Annotated in this window: 19 protein-coding genes and 2 pseudogenes; 11 read left to right on the forward strand and 10 right to left on the reverse strand. The window is 59.7% G+C overall.

The features are described from left to right. Positions 1-24 precede the first annotated feature (24 nt). From EDE09_RS27120 to EDE09_RS27135, 4 genes and pseudogenes are all read right to left on the reverse strand, one after another. A pseudogene (locus tag EDE09_RS27120) lies at positions 25-774 on the reverse strand (transposase); the annotation flags it as partial. Between the two features lie 61 nt (positions 775-835). After that, a pseudogene (locus EDE09_RS27125) lies at positions 836-1,306 on the reverse strand (transposase); the annotation flags it as partial. 477 nt (positions 1,307-1,783) lie between these two features. Next, positions 1,784-2,179: a type II toxin-antitoxin system PemK/MazF family toxin gene (locus EDE09_RS27130; protein ID WP_132413470.1), complete on the reverse strand. Its 396-nt coding sequence runs from the start codon at positions 2,177-2,179 to the stop codon at positions 1,784-1,786. Continuing rightward, positions 2,172-2,423 carry a type II toxin-antitoxin system prevent-host-death family antitoxin gene (locus tag EDE09_RS27135; RefSeq protein WP_132413472.1) on the reverse strand — a complete coding sequence of 84 codons (252 nt, stop codon included), beginning with the start codon at positions 2,421-2,423 and terminating at the stop codon, positions 2,172-2,174. The genes EDE09_RS27130 and EDE09_RS27135 overlap by 8 nt, the downstream gene beginning before the upstream one ends. 432 nt (positions 2,424-2,855) lie before the next feature. Between EDE09_RS27135 and EDE09_RS28495 the strand changes: the two genes are divergently transcribed. Beyond that, entirely contained in the window at positions 2,856-3,197 is a 342-nt protein-coding gene (locus EDE09_RS28495) for a hypothetical protein (RefSeq protein ID WP_207914891.1), read from the forward strand. A 29-nt stretch (positions 3,198-3,226) separates the two neighbouring features. On the opposite strand, the gene ugpC is transcribed toward EDE09_RS28495, so the two are convergent. The 5 genes from ugpC to EDE09_RS27165 form a co-directional block, all read right to left on the reverse strand. Further along, positions 3,227-4,306: a sn-glycerol-3-phosphate ABC transporter ATP-binding protein UgpC gene (gene ugpC / locus EDE09_RS27145; protein WP_105370750.1), complete on the reverse strand. Its 1,080-nt coding sequence runs from the start codon at positions 4,304-4,306 to the stop codon at positions 3,227-3,229. A gap of 10 nt (positions 4,307-4,316) precedes the next feature. After that, complete coding sequence (locus EDE09_RS27150; protein ID WP_105370749.1) at positions 4,317-5,162, reverse strand: carbohydrate ABC transporter permease; 846 nt, start codon at positions 5,160-5,162, stop codon at positions 4,317-4,319. A gap of 3 nt (positions 5,163-5,165) precedes the next feature. Next, positions 5,166-6,083: a sugar ABC transporter permease gene (locus tag EDE09_RS27155; protein WP_105370748.1), complete on the reverse strand. Its 918-nt coding sequence runs from the start codon at positions 6,081-6,083 to the stop codon at positions 5,166-5,168. A 70-nt stretch (positions 6,084-6,153) separates the two neighbouring features. Continuing rightward, positions 6,154-7,392: a sugar ABC transporter substrate-binding protein gene (locus tag EDE09_RS27160; protein ID WP_132413474.1), complete on the reverse strand. Its 1,239-nt coding sequence runs from the start codon at positions 7,390-7,392 to the stop codon at positions 6,154-6,156. 109 nt (positions 7,393-7,501) lie between these two features. Continuing rightward, on the reverse strand, positions 7,502-8,137 hold the full coding sequence (locus tag EDE09_RS27165; RefSeq protein WP_132413476.1) for a GntR family transcriptional regulator: 636 nt from the start codon (positions 8,135-8,137) through the stop codon (positions 7,502-7,504). A gap of 132 nt (positions 8,138-8,269) precedes the next feature. Here EDE09_RS27165 and EDE09_RS27170 point away from each other — a divergent pair, with 132 nt between their 5' ends. Next, positions 8,270-9,421 (forward strand): mandelate racemase/muconate lactonizing enzyme family protein, encoded by a 1,152-nt coding sequence (locus tag EDE09_RS27170; RefSeq protein WP_132413486.1) that lies wholly within the window; start codon positions 8,270-8,272, stop codon positions 9,419-9,421. After that, positions 9,418-10,152: an SDR family oxidoreductase gene (locus EDE09_RS27175; protein ID WP_132413478.1), complete on the forward strand. Its 735-nt coding sequence runs from the start codon at positions 9,418-9,420 to the stop codon at positions 10,150-10,152. Before EDE09_RS27170 ends, EDE09_RS27175 begins: the two co-directional genes overlap by 4 nt. Positions 10,153-10,279: 127 nt before the next feature. Here the strand turns inward: EDE09_RS27175 and EDE09_RS27180 are convergent, their stop codons facing one another. Further along, positions 10,280-11,182 (reverse strand): LysR family transcriptional regulator, encoded by a 903-nt coding sequence (locus EDE09_RS27180; protein ID WP_105370744.1) that lies wholly within the window; start codon positions 11,180-11,182, stop codon positions 10,280-10,282. 147 nt (positions 11,183-11,329) lie between these two features. On the opposite strand from EDE09_RS27180, the gene EDE09_RS27185 reads away from it, so the two are divergent. The 8 genes from EDE09_RS27185 to EDE09_RS27220 all read left to right on the forward strand — a co-directional run bounded on the left by EDE09_RS27185 (position 11,330) and on the right by EDE09_RS27220 (position 22,180). After that, positions 11,330-13,375 (forward strand): hydantoinase/oxoprolinase family protein, encoded by a 2,046-nt coding sequence (locus EDE09_RS27185; protein ID WP_105370743.1) that lies wholly within the window; start codon positions 11,330-11,332, stop codon positions 13,373-13,375. Then, positions 13,375-14,985 carry a hydantoinase B/oxoprolinase family protein gene (locus EDE09_RS27190; RefSeq protein ID WP_132413480.1) on the forward strand — a complete coding sequence of 537 codons (1,611 nt, stop codon included), beginning with the start codon at positions 13,375-13,377 and terminating at the stop codon, positions 14,983-14,985. Before EDE09_RS27185 ends, EDE09_RS27190 begins: the two co-directional genes overlap by 1 nt. Positions 14,986-15,008: 23 nt before the next feature. Beyond that, entirely contained in the window at positions 15,009-16,055 is a 1,047-nt protein-coding gene (locus tag EDE09_RS27195; RefSeq protein WP_157948984.1) for an SIS domain-containing protein, read from the forward strand. 123 nt (positions 16,056-16,178) lie between these two features. Beyond that, positions 16,179-17,072: a fructoselysine 6-kinase gene (locus EDE09_RS27200; protein WP_105370740.1), complete on the forward strand. Its 894-nt coding sequence runs from the start codon at positions 16,179-16,181 to the stop codon at positions 17,070-17,072. An 11-nt stretch (positions 17,073-17,083) separates the two neighbouring features. Beyond that, positions 17,084-18,787, forward strand: a complete 1,704-nt coding sequence (locus EDE09_RS27205; RefSeq protein WP_132413482.1) for an ABC transporter ATP-binding protein — start codon at positions 17,084-17,086, stop codon at positions 18,785-18,787. After that, positions 18,784-19,761 carry an ABC transporter permease gene (locus EDE09_RS27210; protein WP_105370739.1) on the forward strand — a complete coding sequence of 326 codons (978 nt, stop codon included), beginning with the start codon at positions 18,784-18,786 and terminating at the stop codon, positions 19,759-19,761. The genes EDE09_RS27205 and EDE09_RS27210 overlap by 4 nt, the downstream gene beginning before the upstream one ends. Continuing rightward, the gene (locus EDE09_RS27215) at positions 19,758-20,597 is read left to right on the forward strand and encodes an ABC transporter permease (protein ID WP_105370738.1); all 840 of its coding nucleotides are present in this window, start codon (positions 19,758-19,760) and stop codon (positions 20,595-20,597) included. Before EDE09_RS27210 ends, EDE09_RS27215 begins: the two co-directional genes overlap by 4 nt. 50 nt (positions 20,598-20,647) lie before the next feature. Further along, positions 20,648-22,180, forward strand: coding sequence for an ABC transporter substrate-binding protein (locus EDE09_RS27220; RefSeq protein WP_245505252.1), 1,533 nt, complete (start codon positions 20,648-20,650; stop codon positions 22,178-22,180). The last annotated feature ends 164 nt before the right edge of the window (positions 22,181-22,344 follow it).

Raw genomic sequence — 22,344 nt, forward strand, 5'->3', positions numbered from 1 at the left:
GAAATAGTCGGTTCGGGATCGGTGGCAGCATTTGGGTTTCAGGGCGCAGGCATCGCAGTCGTGCTTGCTGGCCCGGTAGCGTATCATGCCGTTCTCATCGACAGGCGGGCGCTCCCTTTTGTAGGTGATCTGCCGTGAGCGTAACTCTTTTCTGCCAGGGCAGGTATAGAGATCGCGCTTGTGGTCATAGACAAAGTCGCCTTTTTCGAACGTACCGTCGCGCCGTTCGGATTTGTCGAAGACCGGAATGTGCGGCTCTATCCCTCGCTCGTGCACCAGCCAGCCCAGCATCTCGGCAGAACCATAGGCGCTATCGGCGGCCAGCCGTTCCGGATAAAGGTCGAAGCGATCCTGGGTGCGTTCGATCATCGTGCGTGCCGCACCGACCTCGGCCTGGCGGATCGCCCGGCTCGCCTCGACGTCGACGATCACGGCATTGTTCATATCGATCAGATAGTTGGTGGCGTAGGCGAAGAAAGCATGGCCCTTCTGCGCTCCCGTCCACTGGGCCGCCGGGTCGGACCTCGATACGAACTTCGGCTTCACCTCGCTCGCTGCACCCAATGCCGCGTCATCGACGGTGTCGAGATATTCCTGGACCGAGCGACGGCTCTCGGCCATCGACTTCCAGTCGACCGGCTCGGACCCTTCCGCCGAGCGCTGCTTGTTCGCATCCGCCTTGATCAGGCTCGCGTCGACGGCAAATCCTTCGCCGCCGACAAGGCCCTCCTCGATGCAGCGGCGTACCGTCGTCTCAAATAGCTCGCGCAGCAACCACAACGTCGTGTTCGATGGGCTCGAGTATTCTCCTCTCGAATGTGCCGCCCGAGGCATGGCCAACCTTCAGTCCGAAGTTGCGCAGCAGCCCACGCATCTCGTTCCCCAGGTCAATCGCCTTTTCCTGCAGCAGCGATCGGGCCGTTAGCAAGGCGCGACGCTTCTGGCTGATGAGCGTCTTCACATGTACGTCCTTGAACAGGCCGACCCGCATCATGTGGGCGATGCCGCGTGCATCGTTCCTGTCGCTTTTGTTCTGCTGCAGGGCATCCAGAAAAGCTTTGGTGTGGCGCGTCTCGATGCAGAATTCCGGGAACCCAGCCTTTGCCAGTCCTTCGAACAGCCACTGCGATAGCGGCCCTGCCTCAACGCCCACTCTCTCCAAGCTGAATACCGGATCGCTCAGGATGGTAACAAGGTCATCCGGGTGGGAGACCACCTTCCGTTCCCGGCATAGCTTCCCGCTTTCATCGACGATACAGACGCTCGTTTCTTTGACCGAGACATCGAGGCCGGCATAGTGTTTCATGGCTGCGCTCCTCTGCATGATGGTTGTGCCTGCTTTCCGACAGGGCCACTTTTATAATCGGCAGTGCGGTGCGGCTCCTTATTCCGGGCAGAAGGGGGGCACGAAGCCGATTAACCCATCTATGCTGATTTCTCCGATATTCTTCATCTTTTCCGGATCGCTCCGTGCTCGTTTCACGTCGCGCTGGCGCGATCGACAGGTTAAGTCTGCGCGCGAGCGCTGTTCGAATTCGTTTTCCAGCCGCAGTGCCGCCGGGCGGCGCGACCGCGGCCGGAGTGAGCCGGCATCGCAGGCGAGCGGTAGCCAAGCGGAGGAAACCCGCGCTCCCATATAGCGCCGTAGGGTTTTCCGGAGCCTCGTGGGAAACGTCCGCCTGGCCCCAAATGCAGGTCTCCAAGATGGTTCACGTTACCGGGCGATCTTCAGCCACCGCTTGAGTGCGGGGCATTCAAGATCGTTCATCGCCATATCATTCCCCTAAGATCGGTTGACGCCCCTAAGCCGGCGGATTGCGGAAGCTTGCTTGACTGCCGTTGCGATCTTTTCGAGGAAGGCGGTGCTTACACTGCCGATGGGCCGGGTCGAGGCGAAGTCGAAAGCCTTGTCGAGATCGACGCGATTATACTCATCGAGAATGATCCAGCACGGAAAGGAAAGACCGGCGCGGCGGCATTCCATTTCGGAAAAGGAAAGTGAAATGCGACCGTCCTGCGGTTCCTGTGAGGTGATCGGGAAGAGGTAGACAGCACCGGGATTGCCGAGCGCGCGCACGACGATGCAAACCGGTCGCGCCTTGCGGCCGGATTCCTCGCCGGCATCCGCCTGTCTGGCCCACAGATAATGGAAGCGGACGATCTGGCCCCGTTCAAGCATTGCGATCCGCCTCGTCGAGGATTGCATCGATGCCTTCCATCAACTCGTTATGGATGTCGTTGGGAGCATCTTCCAGGAGGTAAGCTTTGGTATGCTGCTCACCCTTCAGGCGCTCATAGGCATCGGCTGTGAGGATCACCAGCTTCTGCTTGCCGCGCTTGGTGAGAGCGACCGGTTCGATCATGGCGGCCTCCAGGATTTCTCCGGACGCCCGATTCATGTCGGAAAACGTATACTGCTTCATCTTCGGCCTCGATTTTGAAGTAGGTAATTTACGTATTTTATGCGAAATATGCAATAAGATTTCGGCGTGGGGGATCATCCGCTCGGTGAGCGGACCGCGCCTATGCCGATGGCACGGAGCCGGCCTTTTGCCGTCTCCGCCGATCCCGGTGACGACCGCTTGTCCATCGGGTGCTTTGCACCCGGCGGTGAGGCCCCGTTCAGGGCCGAGTCTGTTTGTTTCGCCCCATGACATCGTCGGTCGTCCGGATCAAGGGGCAGGCGCGGCGAAGCCGCTTGTCGCGCCGGGAAAAAAGGCTTTCCGCCTGCGGCCGAACCTTCCGTTTTTTCCCCGTCACGACCCCTTGACCCGTCCGACCGCCCGCCGCGGGGCGGGCTTTCGCCCGAGGGGGCCTGCCCTTCGGGTGGCAACCGCACCCAACGGAGACAGACAATGACCGACTACGCAAACTTCATCCGCTTCGGTGAAAACAACACCCTTCGGGCCGAAGAAGGTTGCGGTCAGGCAAGTTCGCTCGGTGCTGTGCTCGGCGTGAACGAGCTTTTCCGTTCCGCTCAGATCCTGATCGAGCAGACGACGATTTCCAAAGGCGGAAGCCCCGCTTATCTCGTGTATGGCGCGATCCTGATCGTCTATTTCGCATTGTGCTGGAGCATATCGGCGCTTGGCGCAAGGCTCGAAAGGCATTTCGCGCGGCCATACCGGAAGGAGACGCGTAGGTCTCTCAAAGCTGAGCGGTTGAAGGGCGTGACCGGCGCATCTATTTCCCGATAAATTACTTCCAAGTTTCAAAATCAATCCGGCTACAGCTGGATGCGCATCTCAGTGACTGCGTCGAACAGGCTAAGTCCTGCCAACTCCGCGCGCAGGTAGACACCGTCTCCGGCCTTTGAAGAGAACCGCGACGGCAACCGTGCGACAACGGCTTGATCCCCGACTCGTACGGTTACGATTGTGTCTGGGCCGGTTGGTTCAATGACGTCAATTGTCCCCGTCAGCATCGAGCCTGTAACGTCGGCTATTTTCAACTCCTCAGGTCTGATCCCGAGAACGGCTGCTTTCGCGCGGAAAATCTCGCCGGAAGACATTGGGGCCTCTACGCGGACGCCGGGCGCCTCGAAACGTGCAAGACGACCATCTGAAGTCAATGTTCCCGTCACGAAATTCATCGGGGGCGAGCCAATGAATCCGGCGACAAACATATTGGCCGGTTTTTCATAGATCGTCTGGGGGTCCGCAAACTGCTGGATGTAGCCGCCCTTCATGACAGCCACTTTGGTGCCGAGTGTCATGGCTTCGATCTGGTCGTGCGTGACGTACACGACGCTCGTGCCGAGTCTTCCATGAAGCCGCTTGATCTCGGTACGCATTTCGGCGCGGAGCTTCGCATCAAGATTTGAAAGCGGTTCATCGAAAAGGAACAAGTCGGGATTGCGTACGATGGCACGGCCCATGGCAACGCGCTGTCGTTGCCCGCCGGACAGATTGGCGGGCCGTCTGTCGAGCAGATGCGAAATCTGCAGGAGGTCTGCCGCCTTCTTGACCGCAGCACTGCGTTCAATGCCGTTGATACCGCGCATCTCCAGGCCGAACCCGATATTCCGTTCGACCGTCATCGTTGGATAAAGCGCATAGGACTGGAAAACCATTGCGATATTGCGGTCTTTCGGGGCGAGCTCGACAACCGAACGGCCATCGATGCGGATATCGCCCGCCGAGATGTCGTCGAGCCCGGCGATCAGGTTGAGGAGTGTAGATTTTCCGCAGCCGGACGGGCCAAGGAGAACGAGGAAACCTCCGTCTTCAAGCTCCACATCGATCCCGTGCAGGACCTGAAGGCCACCGTAGGATTTTTGAACGTTCTGAAGAGACAATGTCGCCATAGCGGTGTCCTTAGCCTTTGATGGCGCCGGCCGTCAGGCCCTGCACCATCACGCGCTGCACGAGCGCAAACATCAACATGACCGGTAGAATGCTGAGTATCCCCCCGGCGGCGAGCACGCCCCAGGGGAGCTGAAACTCGCCAACCATCAACTGGAGGCCAACCGGCCAGGTCCGGGAGCCCTGTCCGGTCGTCAGCATCAGTGCAAACAGGAACTCGTTCCACGCGGCGATTGCGACAAAGATCGAACTCGCCACCAAACCGTTTCTGGCGAGGGGGATCACGATCCAGAGCATGGCGCCAAAGCGGGTGGAGCCGTCGATCCGCGCGGCACTTTCTAGCTCCTTCGGCGCTGCATCGAAAAAGCCCTTCAGCATCCAGACGAATAGAGGCAGCAGGAAACTCGTATAGGCGAGGGCGAGACCAATGCGGCTGTCGATCAGTCCGACGGATCGAAGCACGACGTAGAGCGGGATGATCATCATGACCGCCGGGAACATGCGCACGACCAGATATCCGAGCATCAGCGTGTTGCGACCTTTGAAAGTGTAGCGGGAAAACGCGTATGCAGCGAGCGTTCCTGTCGCGAGACAAACAATGACGGTGATGAGGGTGACGATGAAACTGTTGCCGATAAGCACCGGAAAGCTGGATTGGGTCCAGATCGCGACATAGTTCTGGAAGGTGATCCGGTTGGGGATATACTGCATTGTCTGGGTAACGATGTCCGCTTCAAGTTTCAGCGAGGTCAAAAACATCCAGGCAATCGGTCCGATGCAAAACAGCGACATGGAAACCAGAACAAAATAGGTGAGAATGTCAGCAGCCATTCGCCTGCTGCGGCGGGTTGCAGCCATGATCTACTCCCGACCTATCTTGGAAAGGCGGATGTAGGCGTAGGCGAATACCATCAGGATCACGAACATCACGACCGACAATGCCGATGCATATCCGAAGTTGAAGTCCTTGTAGGCCGTCTGGAAGGCATAGAGCGACAGGACTTGTGTCGCGTCGCCCGGGCCACCACCGGTCAGGATGAGCAGAAGATCCGGCGAGTTGACGAGGCTGATGACGCGCAGGATCACGGCGGCCGCGATGACCGACTTCAGCATCGGGACGGTAATCAGCCTGAACTCAGCGATTGGCCCGGCACCATCCACTGCGGCGGCTTTGTAAAGATCCTGCGGGATCCCTTTCAAGCCGGCAAGCAACAGCAGGGCGAAGAATGGAAAACCGTGCCAGGCTTCAACAAAGATTGTCGCGGCGAGCGCGGTGTTCGGATCGGCGAACCAGGCTTTGTAGCTGTTCAATATGCCGATGCGGACAAGGATGTCGTTGATGACACCCAGGCGCGGGTCCAGCAGCAGCGCCCACATATGGCCGGCGACGACATTCGGAAGGAAGTAGGGTACCAGGATCAGGACTGCAAAGATCCCGGTCCCCGGCACATTGCGATTCAAAGCCGTGGCAGCGATGAAACCCAATCCCAGTTCCAGCACCACCGCGAAGGTCACCCAGAGCACGGTGTTCTTGAGAGCGACCCAAAACACCGGATCATCGATCATCACAAGGTAATGTTTGAACCCGACCCAGCCATTGAGGCCTGGCCGAGTCAGCCGCATTTCGCGAAAGCTGATCGCCATGCCGTAGATGGTCGGGTAGGCGATCACGAGCAATATGATCACCAGGCTCGGCAAAAGGAGCAGGTAGATCCAGTATCGCGTCTCGGAGAGCTCCCCAATCATCCCGGTTTTGGGAAGATGAGATCCAGTATCCATTCAATCCTCGGCTTTCGCGCCGTTCCTTCAGAAGACGGGGAGAGGGCGCAAGGCGCGCCCTCGTCTTGGATTAGCGCATTGCTGCGTCGAGACCCTTGATCATCCTGTCGACTGCATCAGTCGGTTTGGACTGACCGGTCAAAACGGACTGGAATGCAGGATTGACGACGTTTTCCGACCAACCCGCTGCGCCGACAAAAGTATTGGGCAAGCGCCCGAAATCGAGCGTCTTGACTGCCGCGTCATAGATCTTGTTCGACGTCAGGCGTGGATCCTGTAGGGCCGCGGTCGAGGCGGGGAAATATCCGGTTGCCTCAAGCAGCGCGATCGCCGCTTCCGGCTCCCCCCAGAAGCTGACCCACTGCCAGGCGTCCTCGATATTGTCTTCCTTCATGACGCCATTGCCCGCATAGGCGACGCGGGCAATCTGCGCCTTGGGTCCCGCCGGCATCGGGGCTGTCTGAAACTGGGTGCCTTGCTTCAGTGCACCGGAAATCTCGCTCAACGATCCGGTGTGATGCCAGACCATCGCCGTCTGGCCGGTCCTGAAGGCCTCCATGATTTGACGATAGCTGTCGTTCGGCGCACTCGGCGGCACGACCTTTTCCTTGACGAAGAGGTCGGAATAGAATGTCACCGCTTCGATCGCTGCCGCGCGGTCGATGGCAGGCTTACCGTCTTTGACGATCGGTGAGCCGAAGGCTTCCATCACGTCGATCACGTATTTGAAAGCGCCAGCGCCGCCGCGCATGCTGAAAGCGTAGCGCCCCTTGGATGGGTCGGTCAGTTTACGGGCGGCCTGAACGAACTCGTCAAAGTTCTTCGGCGGCCCCGAAAGGCCGGCTTGCTCGAAATAGTCGGCGCGATAATACATCCAGTCGACGAATGCGAATGCGGGCACCGCATAGATCTTTCCGTCCTGAGACAGGCCTTTCCAACGATTATCAGGAAAGTTCGATTTTCCGGGCCAGGCTTTGACCCGCGCGCTGAGGTCGACAAGACCATTCATGGCCACGAGATCGGCGAAACGTTCGGTGATCACCATACCGGTATCGGGCTTGCCGCCCGCAACAACAGCGGAGGATACCTTCGCCATATATTCCGAATTCGGAATGCCTTCCTGTGTGACCTTCGTGCCGGGATATTTCGCCTGGAAGAGGGAGATGATCTTCGCGAGACCCTCCATCTCCGACTGGCTGGCAAAGTGATGCCAGTAGTTGATTGCCCCGGCGGCACGCGCAGTGCCCATCTGACTTGCCAACGCCATTGCCGTCGCGCCAGCCATAAGCTCTCTACGATTCAGCTGCATATCCATCCCTCCCAGAAATATCAGAATATCATTCTGATCGATCAGTTGGTGATTGGATAACACCATTCCAATGCAGGCGCAACTGCTGCTTTGACCTGCGGCGACTGCATCAGATTAGGCCGAGGTTTCTTTGAACTGCAGCTTGGAAATGGGCAACCAAGGCTGCTTCCGCCGCATCGGCATTGCGTTTGCTGCAGGCCTCGAGAATGTCCAGATGCTCGCCGATCGTGCGCCGGATGATCGGGGGCGTCAGCTTTCGGTCCAGTCTCAAGAGACGCAGGTAATTATGCATGCGGCGGTATGTTGTCTCGATGAGGGGATTGCGTAACGCCCGAATGATACTGCTGTGCAGTTCGATCTCCAGAGCGTCGAGTTCTTCCAGCATTTCGGACGTAAGGATGCCTTTCTCGGTGGCGCGGGCCAGCCGGGAATGGCGCACTTCCAGCGTTGCCATGAGATGTTCGTCGCCTTCTTCGGCGAAAACCCGTACGGCCGCGCGTTCGATGATGATGCGAAATTGGTATGTCGAACGCGTCAGCTCCATTCCTGGACGGACGAACTGGATGCCTGACCTTGGATGGATCGTCAGGATCCCCTCTGCCTCCAGCATCCGCAAGGCGTCGCGCAACGGTGCGACAGGTACATTGACGATTGCGGACAGCTCGTTTTGCGAGATGAATGCGCCAACCGGAACGCGACGATCAAAGAGACCTTCAAGGATTCGATCATAAGCGACGTCGCTCATGCGTTGCGTCGCGGGGGATTGATCGTTGCTCGGTTTTGCCTTTAGCGCCACTTGCGGCTACTCCGTTCATTTGCTAGCGGTAAGCATCTGATAGATCAGACATCGATTATAATCGATCAGAGGGCAACCGTGATGACACTTTCTCATTTCCGTATAACGCGTTTTCAGTTCGCCCGCGACAGGGTAATTGGCGATAGCCAGGTTCGTGCGGATGACACCAACGTCGCCGCACTGGAGCTGATTTCAGAAAGCGGCGAAGTCGGTCTCGGCTTTATCCAGACACTGTTCACGGCTCTGCCGGATCAGGCGGAAATCGAGAGCATCTTTGAGCGGGAAGTTTGGCCGGGGCTGGCAGGACAGAAAGCGATCGCTCTCGTCCATCGCGTGAACCGCCCGCGCGGCGGAAATCAGCGGGCGTTTTCACTGCCTTTCGGCGAGGCCATCCAGGTTGCGCTGTGGGATCTTGCCGCAAAGGAAGCAGGATTGCCCCTGCATGTGCTGCTGGGAAGTCGCCGAAACCGGGTTCGAGCCTATGCCTCAGGCCTCGACTTCCACCTGAGCGATGATGATTTTGTAAAACTATTCGGATATGCCGCCTCGCAGGGTTATGAAGCCTTCAAGATTAAGGTCGGTCACACGGATTTCGCGCGGGACATGCGACGCCTGGAACTTCTCAAGTCATGCGTGCCAGCCGGATCCAAGGTGATGATCGATCCAAATGAGGCCTGGAATTCCAAGGAAGCCTTGATGAAGCTCGAGGCAATCCGGGCTGCCGGCCACGAGTTGCTTTGGGTGGAGGATCCGATCCTTCGTCATGACTATGAAGGGCTACGCACCCTTCGCCATGCCGTAAGCTGGACACAAATCAATTCCGGCGAATATCTTGACGTTCATGGCAAGCGGCTCCTGCTGGAAGCGTTCGGTGCAGACATTCTCAACGTCCATGCCTTCGTCACGGATGTGATGCGCATCGGCTGGCTTGCTGCCGAGCTCGGGATTCCTGTCACCATCGGAAACACATTCCTTGAGGTAGGCGTGCATATGGCCGTGGCGCTGCCGGAGGTCGAATGGCTGGAATATTCATTCCAGAACTTTGACCATCTGGTGGAACGGCCTATCGAGATTCGGGACGGATATGCCTATGCGCCCGACAGGCCTGGCCATGGTCTCGTGCTTTCCAATAGTGCGCGCGAGAAATGGGCTCGTCCAAAGCGCCTGGAGCGAGGGGAGCTCGGCGCCGCACCGGCCAATCCTCGCCTTCCGGTCTTCGGAGGCGTCGCATGAGCGGAAAACTCGATGGGAGGATTGTTTTCGTTACCGCCGCTGCACAGGGAATTGGACGAGCAACGGCGCTGGCGTTTGCGTCCGTCGGCGCAAAAGTCCATGCGACCGATATCAACCCAGACCTCATCCAGCAACTGAACGGTATCCCCGGTATCCGGGCAAGCGTGCTTGATGTTCTCGATAGTGGCGCGGTTGCGGCCGCCATCGGCGATATTGGCCGGGTGGATGTTCTCTTCAATTGCGCCGGGATCGTGCACGATGGATCGGTACTGGATATGGCTGAGGGTGATCTGGACTTTGCGTTCGAGCTGAACGTGAAAGCGATGGTGCGCACCACCCGCGCGGTTCTGCCCGGCATGATCAATGCGAAATCGGGCTGTATCATCAACATGGCGTCTGTTGCATCCTGCATCAAAGGCGTCCCGAACCGCTTCGCCTACGGAACGACCAAGGCCGCTGTCATCGGCATGACCAAGTCGATCGCCGCCGACTACGTGGCGCAGGGGATACGGTGCAATGCCATTTGCCCGGGTACCGTTGATAGTCCGTCCCTTCATCAGAGGCTTCAGGCCACGGGTGACTACGACAATGCTCTTGCAAACTTCATTGCGCGTCAGCCTCAGGGCCGTTTGGGAGCGGCAGAGGAAATCGCCGATCTCGCGGTCTACATCGCCGGGGCGACTTACACGACCGGACAAGCCTTCGCGATTGATGGTGGCTGGACGATCTGACCCTCCTTTTCGACGCAATTTAAACAGTTTGGCGAACAACGAAACTGATGCGCGTTGGTGAGCTGGGTCAGGAGAAGCCGGCCGGCGGGTTGCAGGTTCGTATCGGTTCAAGGCGACCGAACACCTACTAAGTTGGGTCCTGTTGGAGCACGCCCTTTAGGGTGCTTACGAATGTCTGCGCGGCGAGCGACAGTGGCCTGCGTTTGGGCAAGATCATACCGACGGATACGGGAATTCGCGGCTCGAACTGACGGACGACAATGTGGTCCAGTTCGTTCGCGTCCCATACAGAGAACTGGTCGACGAGGGCCACACCTCGGCCCCGCTCTACCAGCCGCCGGATGAGCTGGCTTTGATTGGAAATCAGAGTATTCGACGGCCGCACTCCCTCGTCGGACAGCGATCGGAAGATCGCCGCGCCGAAAGGCACCGAGCGGGGATAGGTTACAAATGGCTGATCGGCAATGTCACTCGCCAGAATGATACGATGCTGGGCGAGCATGTGGTCGGGCGGCATGATACAAACCATTGAGGAGGTCTTCAGCGTCTGCGTCATCAGGTCGGGTTCGTGTTCGGGATGGTGCACCAGTCCAAAGTCGTAGTTCCCGCGGCTGACATAGGAGTGGATCTTGTCGGAATCGAGCAGGTCGACCTGGACCTGAATGCCGGGATAGAGGTTGTTGAAACGCTCGACCGCCATCGGGATGAGGGCTGTGCTGAAGGCCGACAGGATGCCGATATTCACATAGCCTTGGGCCATGGCGGTGAGGTCAAGCGACAGGCTTTCGAAAACCGTCAACTCTTCCATCAGGCGCGTGGCATGCGAGAAAAGGAGTTCGGCCTCCGGCGTCGGACGCAGCCTTCCCGCACTCCGTTCAAAGAGCCTCACACCTGCAAAATCCTCAAGCTGCTTCAGGGACTTGCTGGCATTCGGCTGGGTGGTGTGGAGCACCAGCGCTGCCTCAGTTACCGAGCCCGTCTTCATAAAGGCGGCCAGTGTGTCGAGATGTCTAAGCTTGATCCGTCGCATGACCCGCGCCTCCGTGACATTCCATTTTGGAATGGAAAGCTCGAATAATTGAATTTTACAAGATGCGCTAGCGGATTTTAGATCATGTCCATGACAGGCAAGGCGTCGGCGTGAAGCCGCAGCCACAATGCAGAAGACCAGAGCATCATGGGCAATATCAGGGTCGGCATCGATGTCGGCGGCACCTTCACGGACTTTACGGTCCTCGACGACGAAACGGGGAGCATGCGGCACTTCAAGGTGTCATCGACGCCGCATGATCCGTCGGAAGCCATTGAGATTGGCATTGCAGATTTCGGTGAACGTGGGCTTCGGTCGTCCGACGTCGTGCATTTCGGTCATGGCACCACGGTCGCGACCAACATGGTCATTGAGCGTCGTGGCGGCAAGACCGGCCTGCTGACCACCGAAGGCTTCCGCGACGTGCTGGAGATCGGCCGCCAGACCCGTCCCGACCTCTTCGACATGAGCGTTCGCAAGCCCGATCCGCTGGTCGTGCGCCCGCTGCGTCTTGAAGTTTCCGAGCGTCTCGGTCCTGACGGTGAAGTCATCGTGCCGCTGGATGAGGCTGGTGTTGAAGCTGCTGCCAGGCGTTTTAAGGAAGAAGGCGTGGAAGCGGTCGCGATCGGCTTCCTTCATTCCTACCGCAACCCGGCTCACGAACAACGCGCGGCCGTGATCATTCGCCAGCATCTGCCGGCCGTCTTCATTTCTCTGTCGAGCGATGTTCTGCCGGAGTTCCGCGAATACGAGCGTATCTCCACCACGGTCATGAATGCCTATCTCATGCCACGCATGGATGGATATCTCGAACGTTTCATGGCCCGGTCGCGCAAGGCGGGCGTCGAAGCAAAGCCCTATACCATTCATTCGAACGGTGGACTGATGTCGACCGAGACGGCGCGCAACTATCCGGTTCGCACCTGCCTTTCCGGTCCGGCAGCCGGGGTCGTCGGGGCGTCACTGGTGGGCAAAGCTGCGTCCTTCCTCGATGTCATCACCTATGATGTCGGCGGCACCTCGACTGACGTCGCATTGATCGCCGGCGGCAGGCCGGCCTATTCCACCGACCGCGACGTCGCCGGTTATTCCATTCGCTGCCCGATGGTTGACGTGCATGTCATCGGTGCCGGCGGTGGTTCGATCGCCTGGCTGGACGATGCCGGCGGCCTGAAGGTCGGTCCACAGAGTGCCGCCGCAGTTCCGGGACCCGCCGCCTACGGCAAGGGCGGAACGGACGCAACGATCTCCGACGCCAATATCGTGCTGCAGCGGCTCAATCCGGTGGCCTTGCTCGACGGCGCCATGCCGGTCGACCGCGAAGCCGCCCTCAAGGCCGTCGGCGCGGTGGCCGAAAGGATCGGCCGTTCCGTCGAGGATACGGCCTGGGGTATCATCCGCATCGCCGTCGCCAACATGGCCCGCGCGATACGTGCTGTGTCCATGGACAGGGGCCATGACCTCAAGTCCTTCGCGCTGATGGCGTTCGGCGGCGCTGGTCCGCTGCATTCTTCGTTGGTGGCCGCAGAGACCGGGCTGAATACCGTCATCATCCCGGAATCCCCTGGCACGATGTGCGCCCGCGGCGTGCTGCTGTCCGATGTGACGTGCGATTTCGTCTCCACACAGATCAAGCGGGTCGAGGATGATGCCTGGCCCGACATCACGTCGGCGGTCGAAGGCCTGCAAGTGCAGGCGAGGGAATGGCTGGAGGCAGAAACCATACCTGATGAGAAACGTGCGCTTCAGCATATCGCGGAAGCTCGTTATGCCGGCCAGAACCACGAAATCCGCGTCGAGGGCATTCTATCAACTGCGGAAGATTTCACTGATCGTTTCGCCGAAGCGCACCGCGTCGTTTATGGTTATGCGCTCGAAAATCACCCAGTCGAGATCGTCAACCTGCGCGTCCAGGCGATCGGCCACGCCGGCGGACCGCTCCAGATGGTCGAGGGCGCTGCAGGCTCCATGAAGGACGCCATAGTCGGCGAGCGCGAGGTCTATATCGATCCGCAGGCCGGATGGCAGACCGTGCCGGTCTACAAGCGTTCGGCCATGCCGCAGGGAGAGACTTTCTCAGGCCCTGCGATCGTCGAGGAGCTCACCTCCACGACCTACGTGGTTCCCGGCCAATCCGGCGTCGTCGATGCCTATGGCAACATCATTCTCAGCTTTGTGAAGGACCGTGCGTGATGCAGCAGCACGTCAAACCACCCCGCGAATTCGACGCCATCGAAATGGAGGTCTACTCCAACCGGTTCATGTCGATTACCGACGAAATGGGGTTGAGCCTGGTGCGCTCGTCCTTCTCGACCAATATCAAGGAACGAAAGGATTGCTCAGTTGGCCTCTTCGATGGCCGTGGCCGTCTGATCGTCCAGGCGTCGCATATCCCGGTGCATCTCGGCTCGTTGCAGGGCGGCGTCGCGGCGGTGCTCGAAAACTACAGGCTCGAGGACATCAAGCCGGGCGATGCATTCATCTGTAACGACCCTTATCTCGCCGGCGGTTCGCACACGCCTGATATCTCGATCCTGACACCTGTTTTCTACGAAGGCCGGCTCTGCTTCTTCGCCGCCAACCTCGGCCATCATTCGGATGTCGGCGGCGGCGTTCCCGGCTCCTGCGATCCCAGCCAAACCAGCATCTTCGCCGAAGGGATCCGCATTCCGGTGCTGAAAATCGCCCGTGAGGGCATGCTGGACGAGCAGATCGTCAAGCTTATCAGCACCAACAGTCGTGATCCGCTGGAACGTATTCTCGACCTCAAGGTGCAGATCGCCACCAATGCGATCGGCCAGCGCAAGCTGGTGGCGCTCGCCGATCAGTTCGGCATCGCCACCGTCGAAAAGGCGATCGACGACCTGATCGCCTATTCGGAAAGCCGGCTGCGCAAGCGCATCGGCGATCTTCCGGATGGCACCTACAGGGGGGAAGCCCTCATCGATGGCGATGGCGTAGGATTCGATCCTTGCCGCATCCAGGTCGCCATAAAGGTGGAAGGTGATGGCATCACCTTCGATTTCACCGGCACCGACATTCAGGCGCGAGGTGCGGTCAACATTCCCAAGACTGCCCTCGACGCCACCTGTTACTACACGATCAAGGCGCTGCTCGATCCGGCTCTGCCGCCGAACGAGGGCATGGCGCTTCCCGTGACGATCGTTGCGGAAGAGGGCACGCTGGTGCGTCCGAGATTCCCGGCCGCGGTCGGTATTCGCTCGACCAGTTGCCAGCGTGTCGTCCGCGCCATCTTCCAGGCTTTCGCCGATGTTCTGCCGAGGGAAAAGGTGTTTGCCTCCTCGGCCGACATGAATGCGACGATGATCTTCTTCGGCCCGCACAAGACGCGCGAAGGCAGTTTCGTCTACCTCGAAACCGTCGGCGGCGGTGCGGGCGCAAGCCTTGAGCATGACGGCATGAACGGCATTCAGGTGCATATCACCAACACCTCGAACCTGCCGGCCGAAGCGCTCGAAATCGAATATCCGCTGATGGTGCGCCGTTATGCGCTCGCCACCGGCTCGGGTGGCGAAGGCCAGACGACGGGCGGCATGGGCATCGTCCGCGAGGTGGTCGCGATGACGGACGGGGTCCGGGCAAATGCCTCCTGCGAAGGTCTGCGCACTCCGGCTGACGGCGTTTTCGGCGGCGGCCCGGGCGAGGTCGCCCGGCTAAAATTCGCGAGTGCCGACGGGACGGTCAAGGAATACGACATCTCGATCACCAACATCCTGATGAACCGCGGGGACAGCCTGTTCCTGCAAACGCCGGGCGGCGGCGGCTTCGGCCGTGCTTCCTGAATTCCCTTTGGAGAATGAATAACATGGCTCTCGAAAACCTGACGCCGAGCGACGAACAGATCAAGTCCGCTCCGAACCCCAACTACCTCGAAGGGGACTATCTGAAGGGCGTCCTGGAGATGACCTTCCGCGACGGCAACCCGGTTGCCAAAAAGCTGGTCGATGAAATCTTCTCGTCGCGCCAGATCGACTCTATCTATCTCGTCGGTGCCGGCGGCTCGAATTCCTATATCGAGCCGGTCAAATACATCCTCGACAAATATTGCGACCTCAGGATCGAGCGCATCAACTCGACGGAACTCGAAACGCGACGTCCGAAACCCGTCAACGAAAAGGCTGTCGTGCTCCTCACATCCCATAACGGCGAGACCGAGGATACCGTCGTCGCGGCCCGTTGGGCGAAGACCACCGGCGCCATCACCGTGGCGCTGACCTCCGGTCATGACAGCGGCCTAGCGAGGATCTGCGACTACCTGCTGCCCTACAGCAAGGAATTGCCGGGCATGCCGAAGACGATGATCGCCTATCTCTTCGCCGCCCATTTCCTGAAGCGCCTCGGCAATCCGGTCGGCGCCCAGCTCATTGCCGATCTCGAGGCGATGCCTGCCAAGCTGCACGACATCAAGAATGCCGAGCGCGAGCGGGGCATGGAACTCGCCCGCCGCTACAAGGACGAGAACATCTACTACGTCCTTTCGAGCGGCATCCTGTCGGCGCTGAATTACCAGTATTCGATCTGCATCTTCAACGAGATGCTGTGGCTCGACGCCTCCGACATCCATTCGGGCGAATTCCGCCACGGTCCGTTCGAGGTCGCCGACCCGGAGATGGCCTACGTCTTCCTGATGGACAATGGCGAGAACCGCAAGATCGACCAGCGGGCGCTGAAGTTCACCCGCCGCGTCACGGACAAGATCATCACCTTCGATGCCGGCCGCTATGGGGATGTCTCGCCGCTGCTGTCGCCTTTCGTGATAGGCGTCACTTGGTACTGGTTCGCCCATACGCTTTCGGTCCTGCGCGAGCATCCGCTCAGCGTTCGTCGCTACATGTGGAAAGTCGATTACTGATGACGAAGACATCCGCCGACATAACCCTTTATTCGGGCGTGAGAATTTCGCCCCGGGTCGGGCTGCGCGATCGGCGGATGTCTTATCCGTCTCGGCCTCGCATTACAGAAAGGCGGTCGGGGAATGATGACGCCTGACAGGACATATTCGAGCTTCAAAGTCCTTGGACTGGGCGACAATGTCGTCGACCGCTACCTAAATGCGGGTAAGATGTACCCGGGCGGCAATGCTCTCAATTTTTCAGTCTACGCCAGGATGCTCGGCGCGGACGCGGCCTTTCTCGGCACGTTCGGCACGGATGCGGCCGGTCGCCACGTGCGCTCCACTCTCGAAGAATTGGCCATTCCAACAACACTCTGCCGGATTGTAGACGGCGAGAACGGCCATGCGGACGTGCGCGTCGTTGATGGAAACCGCGAGTTCGTGTTTTCCAACAGGGGCGGCGTTGCCCGGGAAAATCCCTTCACGCCGAGCCAAACCGATCTCGACTATATCGCCGGTTTCCGGCTCGTGCACACGAGCTGCTATAGCCATCTCAATCTGCACCTAGCGGCCTTGAGGAACGCAAGTGCGTTACTATCCTATGACTTTTCCTATCGGTGGCAGGTGGACGAACTGATAGGGCCGGTCACGCCACATATTGATTTCGCGGCATTTTCGGCAGGCGACATCGGTTGCGAGCGCGGTCTTGAAGCCTTGCGACAAGCCGTTTCCAACGGCTGCAGTCTGGCTCTGGCGACCTTTGGACCGGAAGGCGCCACGGCCTATAACGGCGTCGACTTCATTTCCGTCTTGCCAAAACCCGCCAATGTCGTCGATACGCTCGGCGCCGGCGACGCGTTCATCACGGCAACACTGCTGTCGCTGCTCGCGGCAGGCTGGACGCGCGGCAACCGGCCTTCCGCAGACGCCATTGCGATTGCCATGGAAAAGGGCCGCCAGTTTGCAGCCGAAATCTGCGGGATCGACGGCGCATTCGGCCATGCGGCTCCCATCACCGCCAACGAACAGGTCTGAGAGGAGGCTAAATGCTCGAAGTCAGAAACCTCTCGATCGCCTTCAAGACCAGCACCGGGCTAAAGTCCGCTGTGCGCAATATCGATTTCACGATCGAGCCGGGAGCAATCCTCGGACTGGTCGGAGAAAGCGGCAGCGGCAAGACGATCACGTCGCTTGGCGTGATGGGCCTTCTTCCGCCCAACGCGGTGGTCACCAGCGGCGAGGTCCTGGTAGACGGGATCGATATCCTGAAGCTGCCGCCGGGGGACCTGCGCAAGCTGCGTGGGCGCCATATCGCCATGATTTTCCAGGATCCGATGGCGTCGCTCGATCCAATCTTCACCTGCGGCGACCAGATCGCCGAAGCGATCCTTCTGCATGAGCCCATCGGACGCGCGAATGCACGCCGGAAGGCACGCGAACTGCTGGAAAAAGTCCTGATCCCCGATCCCGATCGCGCCATGCGTTCCTATCCGCACGAACTGTCCGGCGGCCAGTGCCAGCGCATCATGATCGCCATGGCAGTCGCTTGCCGGCCGCGCATCATCATCGCCGACGAACCCACCACTGCGCTCGACGTCACGGTGCAGAAGCAGGTGCTCGAACTGCTCCGCGAACTGAACGAGGAAGTCGGCGCGGCGATCCTGCTGATCACCCACGATCTCGGCGTCATCTACGAAGTCGCCGACCGCGTCGTGGTCATGTATGCCGGCGACAAGATGGAGGAGGCGTCGACCGCCGATCTCTTTGCCGCCCCCCAAAGCGATTACTCCAGGGCGCTGATCGATTCCATGCCGTCGCTTGGCCGCGAGGCTGAACGGCTGCCGGTGATCGAGCGCGATCCGTCCGGAAGAGTGCGCAGTGTCCGGCCCGAGCCGCGCCCCCGACCGACATCCGCCGGGCCGGTCCCGCCTGAAGGTGATCGCCCGCTTCTCGAGATCCGTGATCTCTGCAAGTCCTACTGGGTAAAACCTTCGCCTCTCGCCATGCCGGTCGAGATGCGCGCCGTTGATCGCGTCAGCCTGTCGGTCGCACCCCGCACGACGCTTGGCCTCGTCGGCGAATCCGGTTGCGGCAAGAGCACGCTTTCTCGTGCTGTCATCAGGCTCTACAAGCCCGATTCCGGCCAGATCCTGTTCAAGGGCGAGGACATTGCAGCGCTTTCGGACAAGGAGATGCGGCCTTTCCGGCGCGAGATCGCCATGGTCTTCCAGAATCCCTACGGTTCGCTCAACCCACGCCAGACGGTCGCCCAGCTCATCGAGGCGCCGATGGTGATCTTCGCCGACGGTGATGCGATAAAGCGCCGGGGACGGGTCCTCTCGCTGCTCGAAGCCGTTGGCCTGTCCGCCACGGCGGCCCAGAAATATCCGCATGAATTCTCGGGCGGGCAGCGGCAGAGAATTGCCATCGCCCGGGCGCTTGCCCTCAACCCGTCGCTCGTCATCTGCGATGAAGCCGTCTCCGCACTCGACGTCTCCGTCCAGGCACAGGTGCTGAACCTGCTCAAAGATCTGCAGGCGGAGTTCGAACTGACCTACCTCTTCATCTCCCACGACCTTTCGGTTGTCGAACATGTCAGTGACACGGTCGCGGTCATGCAGAAGGGCAGGATCGTGGAATACGGATCTGCCGCCGAGATCTTCGGCAATCCTAGGGAGCCCTATACCCGCATCTTGCTGGATGCCGTGCCGACCGTCGGTTCGATGCGCGGCGGAAAGGTGGCCACATGAACGCGTCGATCGCAGGGGCTCTGCTCCTTGTTGCGCGAAAGCTCCTGACGGCCATCGTCCAGCTTCTCGTCGTCGCCACCCTGATCTTCTCCGTCATGTACATCATGCCGGGCGACCCCGTGCTTTTGCTGCTCGGTGCCGACAGCAATCCATCGCCGGAGGCGATCGCCTCGATGCGCAGCCAGCTTGGCCTCGACCAGCCGGTGCTGTCCCAATATTTCGTCTGGCTCTGGAACGCCCTGCATCTCGATTTCGGCAAGTCGCTGACCAATGGTTATCCGGTTGCCAATTACGTGATGCAGAACCTGCCGCGCACGCTCGAGCTCGCATTTGCGGCGATCATCATTGCCGCACTCATCGGCGTTCCGCTCGGCATCGCAGCCGCACTCAAGCGGGGCAGCACGCGCGATACGGTGCTGACTTCGATCGCGACGATCGGCATATCGGTGCCGGTTTATATCATGGGCACGCTGCTGGTGTTGTTCTTCAGCTTGAAGCTCGGCTGGCTTCCGGCAAGCGGCTATACGGATATATCGCGCAACATGCTGGAGCATTTCCGCAAGCTGGCCCTGCCGGCCCTCGCTTTGGGCTTCGGCTTGGCAGCGTCGATCGCCCGCATGACGCGCTCCTCCATGCTGGAAATCCTCGGCCGCGATTTCGTCCGCGCGCTACGTGCCAAGGGGATGCCTGAACGGCGGATCATCTGGCAGCACGTGCTGCGCAATGCCGCGATCCCGATCGTCACGATCATCGGCCTGCAGCTCGGCAACCTCATGGGCGGCACGGTTCTCGTCGAGGCCATGTTCAACTGGCCTGGCCTCAGCACGCTGCTCGTCGGGGCGGTATCGGCGCGCAACTATCCTCTGGTACAGGGGGCGATGCTGGCGATCGCGGCCGCCTTCATCCTGATCAACCTGGTGGTGGAGCTGCTCTACAGCCTGCTTGACCCGCGTATCCGGAGGAAACGCTCGTGATCCCCGAGGCAATTCTTCGCGCGTCCCGCAACCAGCCTTCCTTCCTTGCCAGCATCGTCCTGCTTGTCGCAGTCATTTTCATTGGTGTCTTCGGCAACTGGTTGGCCCCGCAGGACCCGTTTCTGCTCAATCCGCAGACGGTCAATCAGAGCAGTTCCGCAGCCCACTGGCTGGGCACCGACGAATTCGGCCGCGATCTGCTAAGCCGCCTGCTGATCGGGGTCCAGCCGACCCTGCTGGTGGCGATCGGCGCGACGGTTATCGCCGGGATTTTCGGAACCATGATCGGCATCGCGGGCGCCTATGGCCGGCCGCTAATCGCATTCCTCATCATGCGCAGCGTAGATATCATGCTGAGTTTTCCGCCCATCCTTCTGGCACTCTTGGCGGTCGGGTTCTGGGAAAGCGGGATCTTCAGTCTCGCCGTCGTCATTGGTGTTCTCTACATCCCGCATTTCGCCCGCGTCGCGCACGCCGCAACGCTGCAGGTCTCGCGCATGGAGTTCATGGAGGCTGAACACGCGATGGGCGCCTCAGCCCGCCGCGTCGTCTTCACCGCCATCCTGCCGAACATCCTGTCGCCTCTGGTCGTGCAGGCGACGTTGACGGTCGCCGCCGCCATCCTTCTGGAATCTGGCCTGAGCTTCCTCGGCCTCGGCATCGTGCCGCCAGAACCTTCCTGGGGCCAGATGATCGGAACCGCGCGCGGCTATCTCGGCCAGAACCCAATGTATGTGATCTGGCCGTCCCTTCTTCTCGCCCTGACGGTGCTTGCCATCAACGTGGTGGGCGACCGCCTGCGCGACATTCTCGATCCACGCCTCAGGGAGGAGTAACGGACATGGCAATTTCGCATCGACAACCACAATCAAAGAAGGGGTACAGCATGAAAAGGAAGATCTTCGGGCTCGTCTTGGCCCTGTCATATAGTGCCTTCGCTCAGCAGGCGCTGGCCGATGGCGGTACTCTCTATTTCGGTATTTCCGGCGAGCCGTCGACGCTGGAAAGCACCATCAACGCTGGCACGCCGGCGCGAACCATCCGGCTTGCGATCCATCGCGGCCTCTTCAACTACGGCGCCGACGGCAAGCTCTCGCTCGAACTCGCCGAGAGCTACAACGTCGCCCCTGATGCACTCAACTATACGCTCAAGCTGCGCGACGCGAAGTTCCATGACGGCTCTCCGGTCACCTCGGCGGACGTCAAGGCGTCCATCGAGCGCATGACCGCCAAGGACAGCAAGGCGACTTATAGAAACGAACTCGGCGTCATTCAATCGATCGAGACGCCGGACCCCAAGACGGTGAAGCTGGTGCTCTCCAAGCCGTTCGTGCCGTTGGTCCACTATCTGGCGCTCCCGGAATCGGCGATCATCCCGGCGGCCTGGATCGAGGCGCATGGTACCGATCCGAACGCCGCGCCGGTTGGAGCAGGCCCCTTCAAGTTCGTCAACTGGGAGCGCGGCCGCGAGCTGACGGTCGAGAAGTTCGACGGCTACTACAAGAAGGGCAAGCCGCATCTCGATGACATTCACTATGTCTTCTACGGCGATGAAAATACCCGGGTGAATGCGCTGAAGTCCGGCGACGTCGATATCATCGACTACGTTCCTTGGAAGGATGCCGGCTCGATCGAGGGCAGCTCGGACCTGAAGCTGGCCAGTACCACCGGCCCGTTCATGATGCTGCAGTTCAACACCAAGTTCGAACCATTCTCGAAGCCGGAAGTGCGGCAGGCGATTTCCTATGCGATCGACCGTGCAACCGTGATCAACACCGCCTTCAACGGCCGCGGTACTCCGCTGTTCGGCATCGCGATCCCGGAAGGCTACATGGGGTATTCGAAGGAAAAGGCGAACTTCTTCAAGTATGACATCGCAAAGGCCAAGGAACTGCTCGCCAAGGCAGGTTATCCGAACGGTTTCGAAGCCCGCCTGCTCTCCACCTCGCAATATGGCTTCCACAACAACACCGCGATCGCTGTGCAGGCCGAGCTTGCCAAGATCGGCATCAACGCGAGGCTCGATCTTCCCGACTGGTCGGGCCGTATCGCCAAGAACAATGCAGGCGACTACGACTTCCTGGTTGCAGGTACTGCCGGGGACATTGCGGACCCCGATTGGCTCAGCAACTTCTTCTATGGTGGCCAGCAGCTGGTACGGCTTAACAACTCCGCCTACTTCAATGACACAGTGATCAACGACCTTCTCGATAAGGGACGTGTCACGCTCGACGCCGGCGAGCGCGAGAAGATCTACGGCCAGTTCGTGGATCGTGCTCTCGAACAATCGCCGTTCGTTTATCTGATGTGGCGCGACCAAAGTTTTGGGCTCAGCAAGAAGGTCAAGGGCTTTACCAACATCCCAGGTTTTCTCACGTTCCAATCCGGCATTACCGTCGAGAATGTCGAACTGGAGTGATCCGGAGAACGTTCATTTTCAGATCCTATCGATAGCGCCAGGAGCGGGATGTCTAATCCCGCTCTTATATGTTGTGCGCCCAGCATGGGCGCATTCTTGTGGGTGGAAGTCCCACCGTAAGCTGGTCATGGCGAGCGAAGTGAAGCGCAACTGCGGAAGGGCGA

Source organism: Neorhizobium sp. S3-V5DH (assembly GCF_004343065.1).
GTDB lineage: Bacteria > Pseudomonadota > Alphaproteobacteria > Rhizobiales > Rhizobiaceae > Neorhizobium > Neorhizobium huautlense.

What these genes read in the sequence shown, in the direction of transcription:
- EDE09_RS27190 (WP_132413480.1), top strand. Translation starts at nt 13,375, where the DNA reads ATGCAGCAGCACGTCAAACCACCCCGCGAATTCGACGCCATCGAAATG.
- EDE09_RS27160 (WP_132413474.1), bottom strand. Translation starts at nt 7,392, where the DNA reads ATGCAGCTGAATCGTAGAGAGCTTATGGCTGGCGCGACGGCAATGGCG.
- EDE09_RS27175 (WP_132413478.1), top strand. Translation starts at nt 9,418, where the DNA reads ATGAGCGGAAAACTCGATGGGAGGATTGTTTTCGTTACCGCCGCTGCA.
- ugpC (WP_105370750.1), bottom strand. Translation starts at nt 4,306, where the DNA reads ATGGCGACATTGTCTCTTCAGAACGTTCAAAAATCCTACGGTGGCCTT.
- EDE09_RS27150 (WP_105370749.1), bottom strand. Translation starts at nt 5,162, where the DNA reads ATGGCTGCAACCCGCCGCAGCAGGCGAATGGCTGCTGACATTCTCACC.
- EDE09_RS27155 (WP_105370748.1), bottom strand. Translation starts at nt 6,083, where the DNA reads ATGGATACTGGATCTCATCTTCCCAAAACCGGGATGATTGGGGAGCTC.
- EDE09_RS27135 (WP_132413472.1), bottom strand. Translation starts at nt 2,423, where the DNA reads ATGAAGCAGTATACGTTTTCCGACATGAATCGGGCGTCCGGAGAAATC.
- EDE09_RS27200 (WP_105370740.1), top strand. Translation starts at nt 16,179, where the DNA reads ATGATGACGCCTGACAGGACATATTCGAGCTTCAAAGTCCTTGGACTG.
- EDE09_RS27170 (WP_132413486.1), top strand. Translation starts at nt 8,270, where the DNA reads ATGACACTTTCTCATTTCCGTATAACGCGTTTTCAGTTCGCCCGCGAC.
- EDE09_RS27220 (WP_245505252.1), top strand. Translation starts at nt 20,648, where the DNA reads ATGAAAAGGAAGATCTTCGGGCTCGTCTTGGCCCTGTCATATAGTGCC.
- EDE09_RS27130 (WP_132413470.1), bottom strand. Translation starts at nt 2,179, where the DNA reads ATGCTTGAACGGGGCCAGATCGTCCGCTTCCATTATCTGTGGGCCAGA.
- EDE09_RS27205 (WP_132413482.1), top strand. Translation starts at nt 17,084, where the DNA reads ATGCTCGAAGTCAGAAACCTCTCGATCGCCTTCAAGACCAGCACCGGG.
- EDE09_RS27185 (WP_105370743.1), top strand. Translation starts at nt 11,330, where the DNA reads ATGGGCAATATCAGGGTCGGCATCGATGTCGGCGGCACCTTCACGGAC.
- EDE09_RS28495 (WP_207914891.1), top strand. Translation starts at nt 2,856, where the DNA reads ATGACCGACTACGCAAACTTCATCCGCTTCGGTGAAAACAACACCCTT.
- EDE09_RS27165 (WP_132413476.1), bottom strand. Translation starts at nt 8,137, where the DNA reads ATGAGCGACGTCGCTTATGATCGAATCCTTGAAGGTCTCTTTGATCGT.
- EDE09_RS27210 (WP_105370739.1), top strand. Translation starts at nt 18,784, where the DNA reads ATGAACGCGTCGATCGCAGGGGCTCTGCTCCTTGTTGCGCGAAAGCTC.
- EDE09_RS27180 (WP_105370744.1), bottom strand. Translation starts at nt 11,182, where the DNA reads ATGCGACGGATCAAGCTTAGACATCTCGACACACTGGCCGCCTTTATG.
- EDE09_RS27195 (WP_157948984.1), top strand. Translation starts at nt 15,009, where the DNA reads ATGGCTCTCGAAAACCTGACGCCGAGCGACGAACAGATCAAGTCCGCT.